This window comes from Kitasatospora sp. NPDC059088, assembly GCF_042738155.1.
In the GTDB taxonomy this organism is placed as follows: Bacteria; Actinomycetota; Actinomycetes; order Streptomycetales; family Streptomycetaceae; genus Kitasatospora.
Genome location: NZ_JBHYGR010000030.1, coordinates 63679 through 81456, shown reverse-complemented (window position 1 = coordinate 81456; position 17778 = coordinate 63679). Strand labels below are relative to the sequence as shown.

The 17778-nt window shown below is 71.9% G+C and carries 17 protein-coding genes and 1 tRNA gene; 10 read left to right on the top strand and 8 right to left on the bottom strand.

All coding sequences use genetic code 11. From position 1 onward, the window contains the following. Positions 1 to 303 precede the first annotated feature (303 nt). Both ACFWXO_RS16395 and ACFWXO_RS16390 read left to right on the top strand, forming a co-directional pair. A complete protein-coding gene (locus tag ACFWXO_RS16395; protein WP_375887786.1) occupies positions 304 to 882 on the top strand; it encodes a TerD family protein in 579 nt (192 codons plus the stop codon). Between the two features lie 169 nt (positions 883 to 1051). Further along, positions 1052 to 2146 carry a DUF475 domain-containing protein gene (locus tag ACFWXO_RS16390; RefSeq protein ID WP_375887788.1) on the top strand — a complete coding sequence of 365 codons (1095 nt, stop codon included), beginning with the start codon at positions 1052 to 1054 and terminating at the stop codon, positions 2144 to 2146. A 133-nt stretch (positions 2147 to 2279) separates the two neighbouring features. On the opposite strand, the gene ACFWXO_RS16385 is transcribed toward ACFWXO_RS16390, so the two are convergent. Then, a complete protein-coding gene (locus ACFWXO_RS16385) occupies positions 2280 to 3467 on the bottom strand; it encodes a DUF2637 domain-containing protein (RefSeq protein ID WP_380524610.1) in 1188 nt (395 codons plus the stop codon). 419 nt (positions 3468 to 3886) lie between these two features. Here ACFWXO_RS16385 and ACFWXO_RS16380 point away from each other — a divergent pair, with 419 nt between their 5' ends. Then, positions 3887 to 4645, top strand: coding sequence for a Tellurium resistance (locus tag ACFWXO_RS16380; protein WP_375887791.1), 759 nt, complete (start codon positions 3887 to 3889; stop codon positions 4643 to 4645). 153 nt (positions 4646 to 4798) lie between these two features. On the opposite strand, the gene ACFWXO_RS16375 is transcribed toward ACFWXO_RS16380, so the two are convergent. Continuing rightward, complete coding sequence (locus ACFWXO_RS16375) at positions 4799 to 6034, bottom strand: TerD family protein (protein ID WP_380524609.1); 1236 nt, start codon at positions 6032 to 6034, stop codon at positions 4799 to 4801. 375 nt (positions 6035 to 6409) lie between these two features. On the opposite strand from ACFWXO_RS16375, the gene ACFWXO_RS16370 reads away from it, so the two are divergent. The 3 genes from ACFWXO_RS16370 (at position 6410) to ACFWXO_RS16360 (ending at position 11246) form a co-directional block, all read left to right on the top strand. After that, complete coding sequence (locus ACFWXO_RS16370; RefSeq protein ID WP_380524608.1) at positions 6410 to 7603, top strand: HpcH/HpaI aldolase/citrate lyase family protein; 1194 nt, start codon at positions 6410 to 6412, stop codon at positions 7601 to 7603. A gap of 119 nt (positions 7604 to 7722) precedes the next feature. Further along, a complete protein-coding gene (locus ACFWXO_RS16365) occupies positions 7723 to 10305 on the top strand; it encodes a phosphoribosyltransferase (RefSeq protein WP_380524607.1) in 2583 nt (860 codons plus the stop codon). After that, positions 10305 to 11246 carry an HAD family hydrolase gene (locus ACFWXO_RS16360; protein WP_380524606.1) on the top strand — a complete coding sequence of 314 codons (942 nt, stop codon included), beginning with the start codon at positions 10305 to 10307 and terminating at the stop codon, positions 11244 to 11246. Before ACFWXO_RS16365 ends, ACFWXO_RS16360 begins: the two co-directional genes overlap by 1 nt. A gap of 27 nt (positions 11247 to 11273) precedes the next feature. Here the strand turns inward: ACFWXO_RS16360 and ACFWXO_RS16355 are convergent, their stop codons facing one another. After that, positions 11274 to 11492 carry a zinc ribbon domain-containing protein gene (locus tag ACFWXO_RS16355; RefSeq protein ID WP_375887805.1) on the bottom strand — a complete coding sequence of 73 codons (219 nt, stop codon included), beginning with the start codon at positions 11490 to 11492 and terminating at the stop codon, positions 11274 to 11276. Between the two features lie 22 nt (positions 11493 to 11514). Beyond that, on the bottom strand, positions 11515 to 12888 hold the full coding sequence (locus ACFWXO_RS16350) for a hypothetical protein (protein ID WP_380524605.1): 1374 nt from the start codon (positions 12886 to 12888) through the stop codon (positions 11515 to 11517). Between the two features lie 160 nt (positions 12889 to 13048). Between ACFWXO_RS16350 and ACFWXO_RS16345 the strand changes: the two genes are divergently transcribed. After that, positions 13049 to 13120: transfer RNA gene (locus ACFWXO_RS16345), tRNA-Val, on the top strand. 79 nt (positions 13121 to 13199) lie between these two features. On the opposite strand, the gene ACFWXO_RS16340 is transcribed toward ACFWXO_RS16345, so the two are convergent. The 3 genes from ACFWXO_RS16340 to ACFWXO_RS16330 form a co-directional block, all read right to left on the bottom strand. Continuing rightward, positions 13200 to 14315 carry a tyrosine-type recombinase/integrase gene (locus ACFWXO_RS16340; protein ID WP_380524604.1) on the bottom strand — a complete coding sequence of 372 codons (1116 nt, stop codon included), beginning with the start codon at positions 14313 to 14315 and terminating at the stop codon, positions 13200 to 13202. A 321-nt stretch (positions 14316 to 14636) separates the two neighbouring features. Continuing rightward, complete coding sequence (locus ACFWXO_RS16335; protein WP_380524603.1) at positions 14637 to 15158, bottom strand: hypothetical protein; 522 nt, start codon at positions 15156 to 15158, stop codon at positions 14637 to 14639. Between the two features lie 141 nt (positions 15159 to 15299). Further along, on the bottom strand, positions 15300 to 15917 hold the full coding sequence (locus ACFWXO_RS16330; RefSeq protein ID WP_380524602.1) for a helix-turn-helix domain-containing protein: 618 nt from the start codon (positions 15915 to 15917) through the stop codon (positions 15300 to 15302). Positions 15918 to 16183: 266 nt separating this feature from the next. Between ACFWXO_RS16330 and ACFWXO_RS16325 the strand changes: the two genes are divergently transcribed. The 3 genes from ACFWXO_RS16325 (at position 16184) to ACFWXO_RS16315 (ending at position 16965) form a co-directional block, all read left to right on the top strand. Beyond that, entirely contained in the window at positions 16184 to 16378 is a 195-nt protein-coding gene (locus ACFWXO_RS16325; RefSeq protein ID WP_380524601.1) for a helix-turn-helix transcriptional regulator, read from the top strand. Next, entirely contained in the window at positions 16375 to 16605 is a 231-nt protein-coding gene (locus ACFWXO_RS16320; RefSeq protein WP_380524600.1) for a hypothetical protein, read from the top strand. Before ACFWXO_RS16325 ends, ACFWXO_RS16320 begins: the two co-directional genes overlap by 4 nt. A 138-nt stretch (positions 16606 to 16743) precedes the next feature. Continuing rightward, positions 16744 to 16965 (top strand): hypothetical protein, encoded by a 222-nt coding sequence (locus tag ACFWXO_RS16315; RefSeq protein WP_380524599.1) that lies wholly within the window; start codon positions 16744 to 16746, stop codon positions 16963 to 16965. Between the two features lie 102 nt (positions 16966 to 17067). Here the strand turns inward: ACFWXO_RS16315 and ACFWXO_RS16310 are convergent, their stop codons facing one another. After that, positions 17068 to 17772 carry a hypothetical protein gene (locus ACFWXO_RS16310; RefSeq protein WP_380524598.1) on the bottom strand — a complete coding sequence of 235 codons (705 nt, stop codon included), beginning with the start codon at positions 17770 to 17772 and terminating at the stop codon, positions 17068 to 17070. Positions 17773 to 17778 lie beyond the last annotated feature (6 nt).

Genomic DNA, 17778 nt, shown 5'->3' with positions numbered 1-17778 from the left:
GCGGCCCGCGCGGGCGGCGGCGGTGTGGGTCGGCGCGGCGGCGGCGCGCCCCCCCCCCGCGCGCCCCCCCCCCCGCCCCGGCTTCGTCGGGGGGCGGGGGCGGTTCCGGACGGTGTCGTGACCGGCTTGGTCGGAGGTCGGGGGCGGCTTCGAGGGGGGTCGGGAGCGGCCCGGCTTCGTCGGGGTCCGGTGCGCTGCGAGGATGTGAGTTCAGGAAGTTCAGCCGGCCGAAGCGGGCCGGCCGGGGCCGCGGGGGACTACACCTGTATGGCGCCCCGGGAGAAGCAAGGGAGGAAGAACACCATGGTGGTCACGCTCGCCAAGGGCGGGAACGTCTCGCTCACCAAGGCCGCGCCGAACCTGACGCAGGTCCAGATCGGCCTCGGCTGGTCCGCCCGTTCGACCACGGGCGCACCGTTCGACCTCGACGCGAGCGCCCTGCTCTGCGGTGGCGGACGGGTGCTCGGTGACGAGTACTTCGTCTTCTACAACAACCTCAAGAGCCCCGAGGGCTCGGTGGAGCACCAGGGCGACAACCTCGTGGGCGGCGACGACGCGGGTGACGACGAGCTGATCCTGGTCAACCTGGAGCTGGTCCCGGCCCAGGCGGACAAGGTGGTCTTCGCGGTCTCGATCTACGAGGCCGAGGCCCGGCTGCAGAACTTCGGACAGGTGCGCAACGCCTACATCCGGGTCGTCAACTCCGTCGGCGGCGAGGAGATCGCACGCTACGACCTGTCCGAGGACGCGTCCAGCGAGACCGCGATGATCTTCGGCGAGCTGTACCGGTACGCGGGTGAGTGGAAGTTCCGCGCGGTGGGCCAGGGGTACGCCTCCGGCCTGCGCGGGATCGCGCTCGACTTCGGCGTCAACGTACAGTAAGGGCGTAAAACGGACTTATCGCACCGATCAACGATCAGATGATCACCGATCAAACGATCAAGAGAACAGAGGGCAGTGCGGGGGTGACCTGACCGGGCCCGGCCCGGTCAGGCGTCTCGGGACCAGGCCGCCCCCGACACGGCCAGAACCCGAAAGGTAGCCAACTCCCGTGTTCCTCCGCACATTCGGCTGGTCGTTCGCGATCACCGCCCTGGGCCTGATCGCGGCCGGACTGCTCTGGGGAGCCCAAGGCTTCGGCATCGTGCTGATCCTCTCCATCCTGGAGATCTCCCTGTCCTTCGACAACGCGGTGGTCAATGCCACGGTGTTGAAGCGGATGAACCCGTACTGGCAGAAGATCTTCCTGACGGTCGGTGTGCTGATCGCCGTCTTCGGGATGCGACTGGTCTTCCCGCTGCTGGTCGTCGGCCTCACCGCGAAGCTCAACCCCGCGACGGTGATCGACCTCGCCCTGCACTCCAACGCGACCCACGACGGCCTCACGTACGGCCAGTACCTGGAGGCGGCCAACCCGGCCATCGCGGCCTTCGGCGGCGTCTTCCTGTTGATGATCTTCCTCGACTTCGTGTTCGACGAGAAGGAGCACAACTGGCTCGGCTGGCTGGAGCGCCCGCTGGAGAAGGTCGGCAAGCTGGACGCCCTGTCCAGCGTCGTCGCCCTGGTCGCGCTGGTGCTGGCCTCGCGCTTCTTCGCGGCGGAGCACGCCGAAACCGTTCTGCTGGCCGGTGTGCTCGGCCTGGTCACCTACCTCGTCGTCGGCGGCCTCTCCTCGATCTTCGAATCGGGCCTGGAGGAGGAGGCCGAGCGCGAGGAGGAGGCGGAGAAGTCCGGCAAGTCCGTCGTCCAGGTGGCCGGCAAGGCCGCGTTCTTCCTCTTCCTCTACCTGGAGGTCCTGGACGCGTCGTTCTCCTTCGACGGCGTGGTCGGCGCCTTCGCGATCTCCAACGACATCTTCCAGATCACCCTGGGCCTCGGCATCGGCGCGATGTACATCCGCTCGCTGACCGTCTTCCTGGTCCGCAAGGGGACCCTGGACGACTACGTCTACCTGGAGCACGGCGCCCACTACGCGATCGGCGCGCTGGCCGTGATCCTGCTGGTCGGGATCAAGTACCACATCCCGGAGATCGTCACCGGCCTGATCGGCGTCGCCTTCATCGGGCTGGCCCTCCTCTCCTCGATGCTGCGCAACCGGCGCGAGGCGGCGGAGGGGGAGAAGGAACTCGTGGGCAGCGGGCAGTAGTCCGCCGCCCGCCACCCCCTCTCCGGCCGTAGGGCCGGGGAACGCGACGGCCGCCTCCGGGGATCCGGGGGCGGCCGTTCGCGTTGTTCCTGCGTTGTTCCTGCGTTGTTCCTGCGGGGTGCCGGGCGGGGCGTCAGCCCAGCTGCTGCTCGATCGCGCGCAGCTTGCGCTCCAGCGAGTCCAGCTTCGGCATCGAGAGGGTGTCGTCGTCGGCCGTCAGGTCGATGGTCGAGCTGCGGTAGGACGAGGACGAGGACGACGCCGAGCTGCCGGTCGAGCCGCTCGTGGAGCCGCTCGTGGAACCGCTCGTGGCGGAGGCGTAGGACGACCCGACGGCGGCACGCGGGCGGCGGCCGGCGTCCAGGGCGGAGCGGTCCAGCGTGCTCGCCGAGAGGGACGGGGTGGGGGAGAGGTACGGGTCGTGCGCGGTCGGGGCGGTGCGGTCGCTCTCGGCGGCTAGGGCAGGCTCCGTAGCGGTCTGGCCGTCTCCGGCCGCCGTGAGCGCGGGCACCTGACGCCCGCCGCGGGCCCGGGCGAGCATGCCGCCCTGGCGCGAGATCGCCTTCAACTCGGCCCGCTCGCGGCGGTCGGCGGAACGGGCGCGCACCTTGGCGTCCAGCTTCGCCTGGCGCTCCTCGCGCACCTCCTCGACCGCCTCGTCCAGGCTGCGGACGTTCTCCAGCAGCATCAGCGACCAGGCCGCGTAGGTCTCGCGCGGGGCGCGCAGCCAGCGGACGATGCGGATCTGCGGCAGCGGACGCGGCACCAGGCCCTGCTCGCGCAGCGCGGCCTTGCGGGTCTGCTTGAGCGCCCGGTCGAACAGGATCGCCGCCGAGATCGACATGCCGGAGAAGAACTGCGGGGCGCCGGCGTGGCCCAGGCCGCGCGGGGCGTGCACCCAGTTGAACCAGGCCGAGGCGATCGCGAACACCCAGACCAGCAGGCGGGAACCGAGCGCGGCGTCACCGTGGCTGGCCTCGCGGACGGCGAGCACCGAGCAGAACATCGCGGCGCCGTCCAGGCCGAACGGGACTAGGTACTCCCAGCCGTTGGACAGGCCCAGGTTCTCGATGCCGAAGCCCACCAGGCCGTGGAAGGAGAGCGCGGCCGCGACGCCGGCGCAGCAGAACAGCAGGGTGTACGAGGAGATGCCGTAGATCATCTCCTTGCGGCGGCGGCGCTCCTCGCTGCGCTCCCAGGAATCGCCGGCCTCGTCGTGCTTCGTGCTCTTGAATCGCAGCGTCGCCATCAGGATGGCGATGAACAGCAGGGCTGCGCCGCCGACGACGGTCCAGACCAGCTGTATGGAGGTCAGGTTCATTGCGGGTCGGGCCTCGGGTTTCCGCAGGGGACAGGTTCACAGCGCGACACAGGTGGTCAGGTCCCGCGGGGCGGGTGCCGCCTGACGGTTCGTTCGTCGCCGCACGACGTGCCCACCGCGCCCGCGCAGGGGCGGACGGGACACCTGTGCGGCTAGACGATATCGCGTCCGAAGGGGCGGCATGTTACGGGAGGGCGGCTTCCCCGGGCCAATCGACCCACCGGTTCGGGTCGCGGGTTCGGGTTGCGGGTTCGCGCCGCGGGTTCGCGCTGCGGGTGGGCGTCAACGGCCGGGCGGGGTAGGGAAAGGAGGAGTTCGGGTATCCGTCGGCCCGGTCGATGCCCGATCATGGACCAGCGGATCGTCCATGGACCGGCGGATCGTCAGACCGCCGCACGGAGGCAGGGGGAGAGGACTGGATGGTCTCGATCTGGGAGTACCTGCGCGGGGACAAGAGCTACACCTTCGACAACCCGGGCGGGCAGCACAAGGTCACGCTCACCAAGTCGGCGCCGCAGCACGCGATCACCGGCTCGGCCGCCACCACCGGCTACCTCTACGTCAACCTGCACTGGACCATGCGCTCGGGCGCCGTCCGGCCGAGCACCCGGGACACCCTCAAACGGTTCTTCAGCCCGCGGATCCTCAGCCCGCTGGAGCCCGACTCGCCGGGGGGCAACGAGCAACTGAACGTCGACCTCGACCTCGCCTGCATGTACGAACTCTCCGACGGCACCCGGGGCGTGGTGCAGCCGCTCGGTGAACTCTTCGGCGACCTGCGGGAACCGCCGTTCATCAAGCTCAGCGGCGACGACCAGTACGGGGCGCCCTCCGGCGAGACGATGTACGTCAACCTGGAGAAGAAGGACAAGTTCAAGCGGCTGCTGATCTTCGTCTACATCTACGACGGCACCCCGGCCTTCGAGCAGACCCACGCGGTGATAACGATCGTGCCGCAGACCGGACCGCGGATCGAGATCAAGCTGGACGAACGGGCCCGGTCGGCGCGCTCCTGCGCGGTGGTGCTGATCGAGAACGCCGGGGACAACCAGCTGACCGTGCGCCGCGAGGTGCGGTACGTGAACGGGTTCCAGGCGGACATCGACCGGTTGTACGGCTTCGGGATGCAGTGGCAGCGGGGGTACAAGGGGCAGCAGCCGGGCGGGGGCGGGGACTGAGTCCCTGGCGGGGGCGTGGTGCCGCCCGGGGCCGCGGTGTCGCTCGGGGCGGCCCCGCCGGGCGTCGGGCTCGGCGGGGCGGGGTGTGGGGCGGGTCCGGGGTGCGCGGTGGTTCCGGTGGTTCCGGTGGGGACGGCGCAGTGGGTCAGTGGGTCAGTGGGGCTGGAACTGCGGGCCCTGCGGGGGCAGCGCGAACTCCTCGGCGGGCGGGCCCTGGGTCGGTGCCGGCGCCGGGGGCTGCGGCGGGACGGGCGGCTGCTGGCCGGTGCCCGGCTGGTGCTGGGGGTAGCCGTACCCGGTGCCGGGCTGGTGCTGCGGGTAGCCGTAGCCGCCGGAGTGGGTGCCCGGCTGGGGCTGCTGCGGCGGGTACGTCTGGTGGGGCTGCGGGTAGCCGTAGCCGGTCGCGGGCTGGTGCTGGGGGTAGCCGTACCCGGTGCCGGGCTGGTGCTGCGGGTAGCCGTAGCCGCCCGACTGGGTGCCCGGCTGGTGGGCCGGGGGCTGGTGGGTCGGCGGCTGGTGGGCCGGGGGCGCGGGCGGGGCCGGCGGGACGTTCGGGGGCACGGTGGGCGGGGCCACCGGCGGGGGCGGGGTGGCCGGGCCGTTCGCGGTGGCGGCCGCCGGGGCAGGGGCCGGGGTGGCCGGAGCGGCCGGGGGCTGGGCCGGAGGTTGGGTCGGGGACTGGGGGACGGCCGGGCTCAGGGTGAAGGTGCCGGGTTCGGGCCGGGCCTCGGAGCGCGGGTCGGGCAGCGGGGTGGCCCGCGGGTCGACCGCGCCGGTGGGGGTGGCGGTGGAGGCGGGAGCCGGGGTCGACCGGGCCGCGGCCGCGGCGGCGGCCTCCGCCTCGTCGTCGACCGTGATGCCGAAGTCGGTGGCCAGGCCGATCAGTCCCGAGGTGTACCCCTGGCCGATCGCCCGGAACTTCCACGAGCCGTTGCGCCGGTACAGCTCACCCGCGACCAGCGCGGACACGTTCTCGGCGTCCACGATCGCGAACTCGGCGAGCGGACCCGCGCCGTCACCCGTGGCGGCGTCGAACAGCAGCAGCCGCAGCCCCGGGACGGCGCGGAACGAGCCGCCCTCGGAGGAACCGGCCAGCACCACCCGGTCCACCTCGACCGGCAGCTTGGCCAGTTCGACCTCGACCGTGTCGATGATCTCGGCGCCGCCCGCGGTGTGCTGCTTGGGCAGGTGGCGGACCAGGCCGGAGGGGTGGCGGGGCTGGTTGTAGAAGACGAAGTCGGCGTCCGAACGGACCTTGCCGTCGGTGCCGAGCAGCAGCGCGGACGCGTCCACGTCCGGCGCACCGGGCGTGGCGCTCCAGCGCAGCACGGCGCGGACCGCCGCCGCCGGCAGTGCGATGTTGGCGCCCTTGGCCATCACGTGCGTCATAGCGGACCATCCTGCCCGTTCGCCACCCCTTCGGACAACGTGACCGGGACGGTCGGCGTGGGGGCGGACTTTGCCAAGACTTGCGTCGGATCGAGGTTTGCGGCGGGCGTTCGCTGACCGGCGAGTGGTCCGTTCGCGCCGGGCCGTTGCCCGCAGGATGATCGTTCCGGGTGGGTCGGGTGCCGGCCGGATGTTCCGGGAGTTCAGTGCCCCGACGCCCGGAACGGCCGGAAACCGTCCGTACGATGGGCCTTCGAACAGGCCCCCGGAGGCCGGTGGAGGGGAGTCCGCCGGCGGTGCGTCCAGGCGGAAACCGCGGGCCGGAGGCCGTCCGTCCGGTCGGCCAGCCCGCCGTCCAGCCCCGAGGAGAGCACCATGCGCCATTTCGGCCACCTCGCCGACGACGTCCGTGCCCGGCTGTTCCTGGAGCAGCCGCGGACGTTCACCGCGGAGAGCGAGCCCGCGGTGCTCGCCACCGCCCTCGGCGGCACCCTCTACAGCCCCGCGACCAGGCCCGCACTGGCCGCCGACATCCGCAAGCTGGCCGGGCAGGGCGTGGTGTCGATGGTGCTCTGCCTGGAGGACGCGATCGCCGACCACGAGGTGGACGCGGGCGAACGCAACCTGATCGAGCAGTTGTCGGACCTGGTCAATGATTTCACCGATTGTGCACAGGATCATCCGCTTCTCTTCATCAGGGTCCGCACCGCCGAGCAGATCCTCGACCTGGCCGAGCGGCTCGGCCCGGCCGCCGGGCTGCTGAGCGGCTTCGTCCTGCCCAAGTTCACCCCGGCGACGGGCGGCGCCTACCTGGCCGCGCTCGCCGCCGCCGAGGCCGCCACCGGGCGGCGGCTGTTCGCCATGCCCGTCCTGGAAACGCCCGAACTCGCCCACCTGGAGACCAGGCGCGAGCAGCTCTTCGGCATCGCCGACCTGCTCGCCGAGCACCGCGACCGGGTGCTCGCCGTCCGGCTCGGTGTCACCGACCTGTGCTCCGCCTACGGGCTGCGGCGCTCACCCGACCTCACCGCCTACGACGTGGCCCTGGTCGCGGCCGTGATCGGTGACGTCGTCAATGTGCTCGGCCGGGCCGACGGCACCGGGTACACCGTGACCGGGCCGGTCTGGGAGTACTTCCCGGTGCAGGAGCGGATGTTCAAGCCGCAGCTGCGCCGCACCCCGTTCGCCGCGACGGCCGGCACCGCCCGGGCCTCCGGCGAGGAGGTCCGCCGGAGGATCATCGAGCACGACCTGGACGGGCTCATCCGCGAGGTCGAACTCGACCGCGCCAACGGCTTGTTGGGCAAGACCTGCATCCATCCCAGCCACGTCCCCGCGGTGCACGCGCTGTCCGTGGTCACGCACGAGGAGTACTGCGACGCGCGCGACATCCTGCGACAGGAGCAGGACGGCGGCGGGGTACTCCGCTCGGCGTACACGAACAAGATGAACGAGGCCCGGCCGCACCGCGCCTGGGCGGAGCGGGTGCTGCTGCGGGCGGAGGTCTTCGGGGTGGCCCGGGAGGACGTGAGCTTCGCGGAGCTCCTGTCCGCCTGCCTGTGCGGCTGACCCCGGCCCCTCGATCCGACCGTCATGACCCGACCCGATCCGACCCGGCATGACCCGACCCAGTACGACCCGACACGCGCGAAACCGATCGATCAGCACCACCGAAGGCGGGACCAGCAGTGAAGAGAGCAGAGACGGCGGCGGTGGCGGCGGAGGGCGGCTGGACCGGGCGCTGGGTCGCCGAGCGGGCCGGGATCGCGCTGACCGGATCGGAGCGCCTGCCCGAACTGGTCGGCCTGGCCCTGCGGTCCGGCAACCCCAAGCGGGCCCACCTGCTGGTCTCCAGCGTGCTCGGCAAGCACGTCCCGCAGCGGCCCGCCGTGGTGCACGGCGCCGGCCTCGAACTCGGCCGCCGGGTCCGGGAGCTGCTCGGCCCCGCGGAGGCCGGCCGGGCCGTCGTGCTCGGCTACGCGGAGACCGCCACCGGCCTCGGCCACAGCGTCGCCGACGGGCTCGACGCACCCTGCCTGCACTCCACCCGCCGCCCCGTCCCCGGGGTGCCCCCGCTCGGCGGCTTCGAGGAGGAGCACTCCCACGCCACCGGGCACCTGCTCCTCCCAGCCGACCCCGAACTCCTCTCGGGTGACGGTCCGTTGGTGCTGGTGGACGACGAGCTCTCGACCGGCCGGACCGTCCTCAACACCATCCGCGAACTGCACCGCCGCCACCCGCGCGGCCACTACGTGGTGGTCGCCCTGGTCGACCTGCGCTCCGCCGAGGACCGGCACCGGCTCGCCGCGGCCGCCGCCGAACTCGGCGCCCGGCTCGACGTGGTGGCCACCGCGAGCGGTGGCGTCGACCTGCCCGAGGACATCGTGGCCCGGGCCGAGCGGCTGATCGCCGCCGTCCCCCCGGCCGCCCCGCCGCCGGCCGTCGAGCCCGCCCCGCTGGTCCGGGTCGAGCTGGACTGGCCCGCCGGGCTGCCGGACGGTGGACGGCACGGCTTCACGGCGCACGACCGTGAGCGGCTGGACGCCGTACTGCCCGCTCTGGCCGGGCAGTTGGCGCAGGCGCTGGGGGCGGGCGCCGGGCCGGTGGACGGTGTGGCGGTGGGTGCCGGCGCGGCGGTCGGTACGGGTGCGGCGGTGGACGGTGCCGAGCAGCGGCGGGTCCTGGTGCTCGGCTTCGAGGAGCTGATGTACGCGCCGCTGCGGCTCGCCGAGGCGCTCGCCCAGCGGTTCGGCGGCGACCGCATCCGCTACTCCACCACCACCCGCTCGCCCGTCCTCGCCGTGGACGACCCCGGCTACGCCATCCGCACCCGGCTGGTCTTCCCGGCCCACGACGACCCGCAGGACGGCGGCTCGCGCGAGCGCTACGTCTACAACGTCGCCCCCGGTGCGGACGGGGCCCGCCGCTTCGACGCCGTGGTGCTGGTGGTGGACGACGTAGCCGATACCCCGGCCCTGCACCAGGGGGAGTACTCGCTGCTGCGCCAGCTGCGGCAGGTGACCGACCGGGTGGTCCTCGCGGTACTCCCCTCGTACCGCCCGGTGCTGCCCGCCGCGCCGTCCTCCGCGCTGTCCTCCCCGCCGTCCTCCCCGTTGCCGGCTGCGCTGCCGACTCCGCTGTACGGGCCGGAGTTCTCCTCCTACCGTCCGGAGGAGGTCGCCTGGCTGCTCAAGGACCTCTCCGACGTCCCGCTGGAGGCCCCCACCGAGGAGCGGGAGGAGGCCGTCCAGCACGGCGGCGCCCACTACGCCGAGTCGCTGCCGGTCGAGTACTGCCCCAGCCCCGAGTACCAGGAGCTGTTCCACCAGGCGCTGCGCGGTTCGGCCCGCCGGATGGCGCTCGCGGTCGGCACCGTCGCCGAGACCCTGTTGCGCGAGCGGGGGCCCGGCCTGGTGCTCGCCTCGCTGGCCCGGGCCGGCACGCCGGTCGGCATCCTGGTCCGCCGCTGGCTGGCCTTCGCCCACGGCCTGTCCGTCCCGCACTACGCGGTGTCCATCGTCCGCGGCCGCGGCATCGACCAGGTCGCGCTGCGCTATCTGGCGGCCCACCACCGGGCGTCCGACGTAGTCTTCGTGGACGGCTGGACCGGGAAGGGCGCGATCACCCGCGAACTCACCGACGCGCTGGCCGGCACCGGCTTCGACCCGGACCTCGCGGTGCTCGCCGACCCGGGCCGCTGCGTCCGGACGTACGGCACCCGGGAGGACTTCCTGATCCCCTCCGCCTGCCTCAACTCCACGGTGTCCGGGCTGGTCTCGCGCACCGTACTGCGGGCCGGACTGATCGGCCCCGGAGACTTCCACGGCGCCAAGCACTACGCCGACCTCGCGGGCGGGGACGTCTCGGAGGCCTTCCTGACCGCAGTGGCCGACCACTTCGGGGAGGTCCGCGCCCTCGCGGTCGAGGCGGCCGGACGGCTCGCCGCCGACCCGGACCGCACGCCCGACTGGGCCGGCTGGGCCGCCGTCGAGCGGATCAGCGCCGAGTACGGCATCGACAACATCAACCTGGTGAAGCCCGGCGTCGGCGAGACCACCCGGGTGCTGCTGCGCCGGGTGCCCTGGCGGGTGCTGGCCCGGCGCGGCGCGGGCACCGACCTCGACCACGTACGGCTGCTCGCCGCCCAACGCGGCGTCCCGGTCGAGGAGGTGGACGGGCTGCCGTACAGCTGCGTGGGCCTCATCCACCCCCGCTACAGTCGGGGCGCGACGGGGGAGAGCGGACGGGCCGTGACGGGGAGGGAGTCCTGATGGGTGCCGTGGACGGTACGGGTGGCGGTGCGGGTGGCGGTGCGGGCAGTGCAGGTGGTCCGGGCGGAGCGGGTGGTCCGGGCGGTGACGAGGGTGGCGTGCTGGTGGCCAGCGACCTCGACCGTACGCTCATCTACTCCGAGCGGGCCCTGGCCCTGGCCGGCCCCGACCGGCTCGCGCCGCGGCTGCTCTGCGTCGAGGTGCTGGACGGCCGCCCGCTGTCCTTCCTGACCGAACGGGCCGCCGCCCTGCTGGTCGAACTGGGCCGCCGGGCCCGCTTCGTACCCGCCACCACCCGGACCGTCGAACAGTACCGACGGGTCAACCTGCCCGGACCGACGCCCACGTACGCGATCTGCGCGAACGGCGGGCAGCTGCTGGTGGACGGCGAGCCGGACCGCGACTGGCGCCGCGAGATCACCGCGCGGATCGCCGCCGGCGCCGCCCCGCTGGACGAGGTGGTGCGCCAACTCGCCCTGAGCGCCGACCCGGAGTGGACGCGCAAACGGCGGGTCGCCGACGAGCAGTTCGCCTACCTGGTCGTCGAACGCGACCGGCTGCCCGACGGCTGGCTGCCCGAACTCACCGGCTGGTGCGCCGAACGCGGCTGGCGGGTCTCACTACAGGGCCGCAAGGTGTACGCCGTGCCGCAGCCGCTCACCAAGAGCGCCGCGCTCGCCGAGGCCGTCCGCCGCAGCGGCGCGCACACTGTCCTGGCGGCCGGCGACTCCCTGCTGGACGCCGACCTGCTGCTCGCCGCCGACGCCGGGTGGCGGCCCGGGCACGGCGAACTGGCCGACGGCGGATGGACGGCCCCCGGCGTCACCGCCCTGGCGGAGGTGGGGGTGGCGGCGGGGGAGGAGATCGTCCGCCGGTTCCTGGCGGCGGCCACCGCGGCCACCGCCTCGGTCATGCCCGCCGACCCCGTCGTCGCCGGTTAGCCGTCGGTCGCCACCGGTCCTCCTCGGTCAGCCGCAGCACCCGCCGCCGCAGCAGCCGCCCCCGCCCCCGCTCGGGGCCTGCTGCGGCGCGCCGCCCGCCGCGCCGGTGACGGCGACGGTGGACAGCAGCTTCACGGTGTCCGGGTGGCCCTGCGGGCAGACGGCGGGGTCGTTGGCCTGCGCCATCGCGCGGCGGAGCTCGAAGGTGGCGCCGCAGGAGCGGCAGCGGAAGTCGTAGCGTGGCATACCGGCAGGGTACCGACCGCGCTCAGCGCTGCGGGCCCAGATCCCCGCGGATCATGCCGATCACCCGCGCCGCCGTCTCGCGCACCGCCGCCAGCTCGGTCAGGAAGTGCCAGTAGTCGGGGTGCCGGCCCGAGGCCTGGAGGGTCTCCAGCGCCCGGTCCAGTCGGGCCACCGCCTCGTCCAGCGGGCCGGCGTGCCGCGGGTCCGGCGCGGTGCGGCCCGCCATCGCCAGCCGCTGGGCGTCCCGGACGGCGAAGCGGGCGCGCTCCACCTCCCGGTTCGGGTCGTGCTGCACCTCGTTCAGCTGCCGCAGCCGGTCGTTCACGGCCTGCACCGAGCCGTCCGCGGTCTCCAGCAGCGCGCGGACCGTACCGATCGCGGCCGTGGCGTCCGCCCACCGCTGCTCGTCCCGGGCCCGGGCGGCCTCGGCGAGCTTGCGCCCGGCGGCCCGGCCCGCCTCGGCGACCTGCTCGGGCACCCGCTGGAGGTCCTGCCAGCAGGCCGTGCTGAACCGGCGGCGCAGCTCGCTCAGCGCCGGATCGACCGTCTCCGCCTTGGTCTCCAGCGCCTGGATCCGGGTCCGCAGGCTGGACACCCGGCGGTCCAGCTCCCGGGCCCGCTCGGGCAGCTGGGCGGCATCGGCGGTGATCGCCTCCGCCCGCCGCCGCACCTCCTCGGCCCGCTGCAGCGTGGCCGCCACGCCGTGCCGCGCCGCCCCCTCGTTCAGCCGCCCCAACTCCGGCGCCAGCTCGGCCAGCCGGGCCGCCAGGTCGTCCGCCCGCAGCCCGGCGCCGCGCACCTCGTCCAGCGTGGTGGTCGCCCGCAGCAGCGCGTGCTTGGCCTGCTCCACGGCCGGTGTGACCCGCATCAGCTGCTGCTCGGCGTGGAGCAGGGTCGGCTGGAGGCGGCGCAGGAAGTCGGTCAGCTCGGCGCGGGCCGAGCGGAGCTGGCCCTGCACGTCCACCAGCAGCCGCCGGGCCTGGGCCACCGAACCGGCGTCCAGGTCCTCCCGGTCCAGGTCATGGGCGTCGAGCGCGGCCAGGTAGTTCACCGTGACCTGCTCGACCCGGCCGGAGATCGCCGGCAGCTCGGCCAGCACCCGCTGCGCCGCCGCACCCTCCTCGACCGCCCGGACGGTCTCCACCGCCAACCGGAGCTCGCGCTGCGTCTCGTCCAGCTCGTAGAACGCCTCCTGCGCCGCGGCCCGCGCCTCCCGCGCCTCCGCCCGCACACCGTCCCCGGCACCCCGCCGCCCCCACCAGCCGCCACTGCCCGCCGACGCCAGCCCGACCGCCCCCAACGCACCCGCCAGCACCACCGGCAACACCAGCGCGTCGCCCAGCGCACTCCCCGCCCGACGCCGCCCCCGCCGCCCGCTCCCGCCGGCCACCGCCACTGCGCGCTCCCTGCTCCGACCCGCTGATCCGCGCCCATTCTCCCCGATCCCCCCGCACCACGGGCAGCCCCCTCCCACCACCCCACCCCGCCCGCACCACACCACCCCGCCGGACCAGGTACCCTAGGCACTCGTCGTACGCCCGAAGGGCCACGACCGGGGGCGCGTAGCTCAGTGGTAGAGCGCTGCTCTTACAAAGCAGATGTCGGCGGTTCGAAACCGTCCGCGCCCACAGTGAACATGCAGGTCAGAGGGCCGTGGTGGCAGCTCGAAGGAGCTGACACCACGGCCCGAAACACATTTAGAACACATCACGCCGCAGCGGCGTCGGCAGCTGCCTCCAAGGCAGCGACTTCGGCGGCGAGCTTGGCCGCCTTCTTCTGTGCCTTCTCGGCCTTCTTCTTCGCCAGCTTGAGCACCTTCGACCGCTGGTTGTCGAGCCGGTCTGACACCTCGTCCAGACGGTCCGGCCAGAGGTGACCGTACGTGTCCAGCGTCAGGGTCGCGGTCTTGTGGCCCAGCATGGTCTGGACCACCTTGACGTCGGCGCCACTGGCGATCGCCAGGGAAGCCGCAGTGTGCCGCAGTTTGTGAAGCGTGATGCCGAGGTCTGCCAGGCCAGCGATCTCCAGAGCCTTCTTGAATCGCCGACGCGTGAAGTTGCCGACGATCAGCTTTCCGCCCTCGGGGGCTGTGAAGAGAAGGTCGTTCGGATCGCGGCCGGTCATCAGCAATTCGAGTTCCTTGAGAAGGAATGCGGGCACTGGAACCGAGCGGCGCTCATGGTTCTTCGGGGTGTCGAGGTATAGGCCGCCTTTGTCGCGGCTCCACGTCTCGGCGATCCGAACGCGTCGAGTGGCAAGGTTTACGCGACTGATCTTGATTGCCGAGGCTTCGCCCCATCGGACTCCGGTATAGGCAAGAAATAGGATCAGCGTCCGATACTCGCTGCAGGCGTCAGCAAGGTTTTCCACCTGCATGTTGTCCAGGTAGACGTGCTCCGGCGGGACGTAGCGAGGGAGCGGGATTCCGATTGCCGGGTTATAGGCGATCCGGCGTGCACGCACCGCATAGTCCAGTACTCCCTTAAGGACGACGTGGATCTTCCGAATGGTGCTCGCGGAGAGGGGCTTTCCGCTGGATACGGAGTCCGCGAGGATGTCGCCGAGCCACTTGGCGATGCCGTCGAACTGGATGCGAGCGACCGGAGTTGATCCCCACTTGGGGATCACGTATGTGTCCAGTGCGATTCGGTACCTGGCGCGCGTCGAACGCTTCACATTGAGCTTGGCCGTGAACCACTCTTCCGCAATCTCTGCGAACTTCGTGCGGCCCGCGGACGGGTCTCGGTAGGTTCCATTGCCGAGCTTTTCCTCTAGCTCTGTCCGGGTGACTTCGGCATCGACCTTGCGCTGGACTGTCTTCATGCGAGCCTGGCCGTCCGGGTCGTACCATCGCACGCGGTACCTGCCGGGAGCTGTGCGTCCGCTGGACTTTGCCTTTGCTGCTGCCGACTTGAAGTCGGCATGGTTAATTCGGTCTTCTATCCAAACGCGGGACATAAATCACCTGGATCTGCCTTGCAATGTTCATGGTCATATCCATTCCTTCTTTCTGCCCGTTCGAACGTGTGGCTTCCGCCGCATTTCGGGTTGCATGGTTTATCGGTGATCCGCGTGCCGCGCCAGCAGTGACCGCGGCGCGGTGCGGAAGGGTGAGGTCCGGAGACCGGGGTGCCGTGCCGGAGGTCAGGCCGGCCGTGGGATCGGCCGAACGCCGAGCGCCGGGTTGCTGGGCAAGTGCCCGTAGCGGACGGCGTGTTGCAGGACGCGCTTGAGCGCTGCGAGGAGGCTGTTGATCGTGGCGGTGCTCAGCTGGCCCTCGGCGTGCAGGGCCGACACCAGGCGCTCGACGTCCGCCCGGGTGATCGTGATGGCGAGCCTGCGCCCGAGGCGCGGCAACACGTGCAGGTCGAGCGACCGGCGGTTCGGGAACCTCGGCGGCCCAGGCCGGGGCGACTGCACCGGCAGGGACGACCAGTGATCGACCAGGCCGCTGAGTGTCAGTGGCGCCCGGCCGTCGGCGATATCGGCCCGCACGGCCACTGCGAGGTGCGGGGTCGGCACGCTCAGGCTGCGGGAAGTGCCTGACTCGTCGCGCCAGCGGACGCGGTAGCGGGCCGGAGGGGTGCGGCCGGCCCCACGAGCGCGAACGACGGCCAGCAGGTAGTCCGCGTGCTTACCGCGGTCCTCGATCCGAGCGTGGAGCATGGTTTTCTGCCAATTCTTGATAGGTGCATGCCATAAGATCGCCTCTTTTCTGCCCGTATGGGTGCGGGCCCGGGTGGCCTCGCAGTCGGGTTCGGTGAACTGGCGTCGCGGCGGTGCCGAGCGCCTGGTGGTGCGGCGGCCCTACTTCGGGTCGGAGTCGCCGGACTTGAGTAGGGCGGCGAGTTCTTCCGGGCTTGCGCCCGACTGAACCGCGGCGTTGATCTTCTCCAGGGTCGATGCCATCTCCGCGTTGAAGGCTGCGGTCATGGCGGCGGCTCGGTCCTGGAGCACCGAACTGGTGAGGTCGGCGACGGTCCGCTGGCTGTCTCCAGCCGGCATCCGTTGAATGGCCGTCGAGTAGAACTGCCGGGAGTCGCTCTGGGGTAGGGCCTTCTGTCCGCCGAACCACTCCATCAGCAACTCACCATCGCTGATGGCCAGTTCGGGGGTCAGCTGGAGCTGCGTGCCCGGTGCGGCCTCGTCCGGCAGGCCCAGCAGGTGGATCGGCGAGATGTCCAACGCCACGGCGAGGGCCACGACTTCGTCGATCGACAGCTCTCGCCGCCGAACGCCGTTCGCGTCTCGCCGACCCGTCTCGATGTTGGCCAGGACCGGGGGTGTCAGCTTGGTCGCGCCGGCATCGTGACAGGCGGCTGCCAGCTGCTTCATGGTCCACCCGCGTCGATTTCGGGCTTCCTTCACCCGAAGTGCTACCGCGTCGCTCACCGACAGGGTCGGCGGAGCCGGGTCGCTCGACATCTGGCCTCCTTGCTTGTCGTATCGGCAACTCTACTCATTCCTTCTCGATTGTGCAATCGACAACTTGCAGGCTTGCTTGGTCGTGTCGATTCGACAAGCAGCCCCTTGTGGGCGGCCTCAAGCTGGGGCGACGCGGCCGTGATTGTCATTTCGACAACTCAGTATGTCGTATTGACAAGCATGGCGGGACTGTTCGATGCTCATCTCGGTTGTCCAAACGACAAGCGAAGTTGTCGAAATGACATATGGACGAGATGTGAGTGCTCATGAGTACGGACAGGTTGTGGACCTTGCAGGAGCTCGCGGAGTTCCTGGGTGTGCCGACGCAGTCGATCTACCAGATGAACTGGAAGGGCACCGGACCGCGCAGCTACAAGGTCGGACGCCACAGGCGGTACGACCCGCGGGACGTGCATCAGTGGCTGGAAACCCGATCCTCCGACGCGGGGAGCGGACGATGAAGCGGCAGCTCGGCACGACTCGCCGTCCATGGTGGTCCGTGGATGACGCGGCGATCTACCTCGGCATCACGAGCGCGGACCTGCGGGAACTGGGCGGCGCGGGCACCGGCCCGAAGTTCACCCGAACCCCTGACGGCCTTCGGCGTTACCGGCCGTCCGACGTCAGGCTCTGGGGCTCTGCGGGCCTGGTGCGCGACGGCCGCGGATGGAACGGGGAAGCGCGGTGACGCGGCGGTGGCCCGGTGCCTCCGCTCGTAGGCCGACCGGCCCGGGCGGAGGTCCGCCCCCGCCCCGGCCACCGTGACCGGAGCCGCTCGTCCGGACAGAACAGCCCCGAAGCTGCCCCACCACCGCAGGAGTTCACCATGCACAACTTCACCCACGACCGCTACGCCGAGCAGCCTCCCACCACGTGGGTAGGTCGGCACTGGATGACGACCACCAGGGACGGCTCCGGCCAGTACCTGCGCGGACTGATCATCGACGTGCGCCCCGGAGGCGTTCACGTCCAGTGGCCGCCCTCGGACGGCCAGGCGAGCCGCGCCGAGTGGACCACCATCGACAGGGGGACGCTGGCCAGGGAGTGAAGACAAGCAGAAGGCCGGGGGCCCCACCGTTCGTGGTGAGGCCCCCGGCCTTCTGCTTGCGTACGCGAGCCGAACCATCGGCCGGTATCGTCGTCGGCGAGGTCAGCCAACGCGGCCCAGCAGCTCCGCCACCGCAGCGCCGTATGCCCTGGACCGCTCCCAGACCGCGTGGCGGTCACGGTTGGCCTGCTGGAACTCTTCCTCCAGATCGGTCCGCACCCGCATCCCGAGACCGGGGTGCAGCCAGGTCTGCACCTTCCAGCTCGTCCTCCTGCTGAGCGCGGCGACGGGCGGGACCGAAGTGCCCTGCCCGCGCTGGCCGTCCGGCTCGAACGCCTCGTAGTAGGCATCGCGGTTCCGGTGCCCGAGCAGGCTGGCGTGCAGGAGCCGGGTCTGCTCGGCCACGTCCAGGACCAGCGGGTCGTCCTCCGGAAGTCCGACGAGGCGCTCGGGGCCGGGCAGTGGGATCACCCGCCAGATCCCGGCGTCGTCGCGGAAGACGGCGGCGTTGCGCCACCAACGAGGGGCAGCTGCTCCAGGTAGAACCCGCCCGTGTGGAAGCCGCAGCGGTGCAGGTCGGCCGGCTGCACGGCGGCGCAGAGCGAACCGCGCGGCCTTGAGCAGGGCAGCGTCTCGCGCCCGGCTGAGCGCGACGGCGGAGAACACCTGCTCGCGGCTGGCCCGCTCGCCCAGTGAACTGCTGGAGTTCGGGGCGCGGACTGCTTCTGCCCAGGCCGCGGCGCTCTGCGCCAGCTCCACCCGCTCGGCGAGCTCACGGACCGTCCTGTCCCACGACTGTTGGATCATGCTCCC

What these genes read in the sequence shown, in the direction of transcription:
- ACFWXO_RS16395 (WP_375887786.1), top strand. Translation starts at nt 304, where the DNA reads ATGGTGGTCACGCTCGCCAAGGGCGGGAACGTCTCGCTCACCAAGGCC.
- ACFWXO_RS16385 (WP_380524610.1), bottom strand. Translation starts at nt 3,467, where the DNA reads ATGAACCTGACCTCCATACAGCTGGTCTGGACCGTCGTCGGCGGCGCA.
- ACFWXO_RS16380 (WP_375887791.1), top strand. Translation starts at nt 3,887, where the DNA reads ATGGTCTCGATCTGGGAGTACCTGCGCGGGGACAAGAGCTACACCTTC.
- ACFWXO_RS16375 (WP_380524609.1), bottom strand. Translation starts at nt 6,034, where the DNA reads ATGACGCACGTGATGGCCAAGGGCGCCAACATCGCACTGCCGGCGGCG.
- ACFWXO_RS16370 (WP_380524608.1), top strand. Translation starts at nt 6,410, where the DNA reads ATGCGCCATTTCGGCCACCTCGCCGACGACGTCCGTGCCCGGCTGTTC.
- ACFWXO_RS16360 (WP_380524606.1), top strand. Translation starts at nt 10,305, where the DNA reads ATGGGTGCCGTGGACGGTACGGGTGGCGGTGCGGGTGGCGGTGCGGGC.
- ACFWXO_RS16355 (WP_375887805.1), bottom strand. Translation starts at nt 11,492, where the DNA reads ATGCCACGCTACGACTTCCGCTGCCGCTCCTGCGGCGCCACCTTCGAG.
- ACFWXO_RS16340 (WP_380524604.1), bottom strand. Translation starts at nt 14,315, where the DNA reads ATGAAGACAGTCCAGCGCAAGGTCGATGCCGAAGTCACCCGGACAGAG.
- ACFWXO_RS16335 (WP_380524603.1), bottom strand. Translation starts at nt 15,158, where the DNA reads ATGCTCCACGCTCGGATCGAGGACCGCGGTAAGCACGCGGACTACCTG.
- ACFWXO_RS16330 (WP_380524602.1), bottom strand. Translation starts at nt 15,917, where the DNA reads ATGTCGAGCGACCCGGCTCCGCCGACCCTGTCGGTGAGCGACGCGGTA.
- ACFWXO_RS16325 (WP_380524601.1), top strand. Translation starts at nt 16,184, where the DNA reads ATGAGTACGGACAGGTTGTGGACCTTGCAGGAGCTCGCGGAGTTCCTG.
- ACFWXO_RS16320 (WP_380524600.1), top strand. Translation starts at nt 16,375, where the DNA reads ATGAAGCGGCAGCTCGGCACGACTCGCCGTCCATGGTGGTCCGTGGAT.
- ACFWXO_RS16315 (WP_380524599.1), top strand. Translation starts at nt 16,744, where the DNA reads ATGCACAACTTCACCCACGACCGCTACGCCGAGCAGCCTCCCACCACG.
- ACFWXO_RS16310 (WP_380524598.1), bottom strand. Translation starts at nt 17,772, where the DNA reads ATGATCCAACAGTCGTGGGACAGGACGGTCCGTGAGCTCGCCGAGCGG.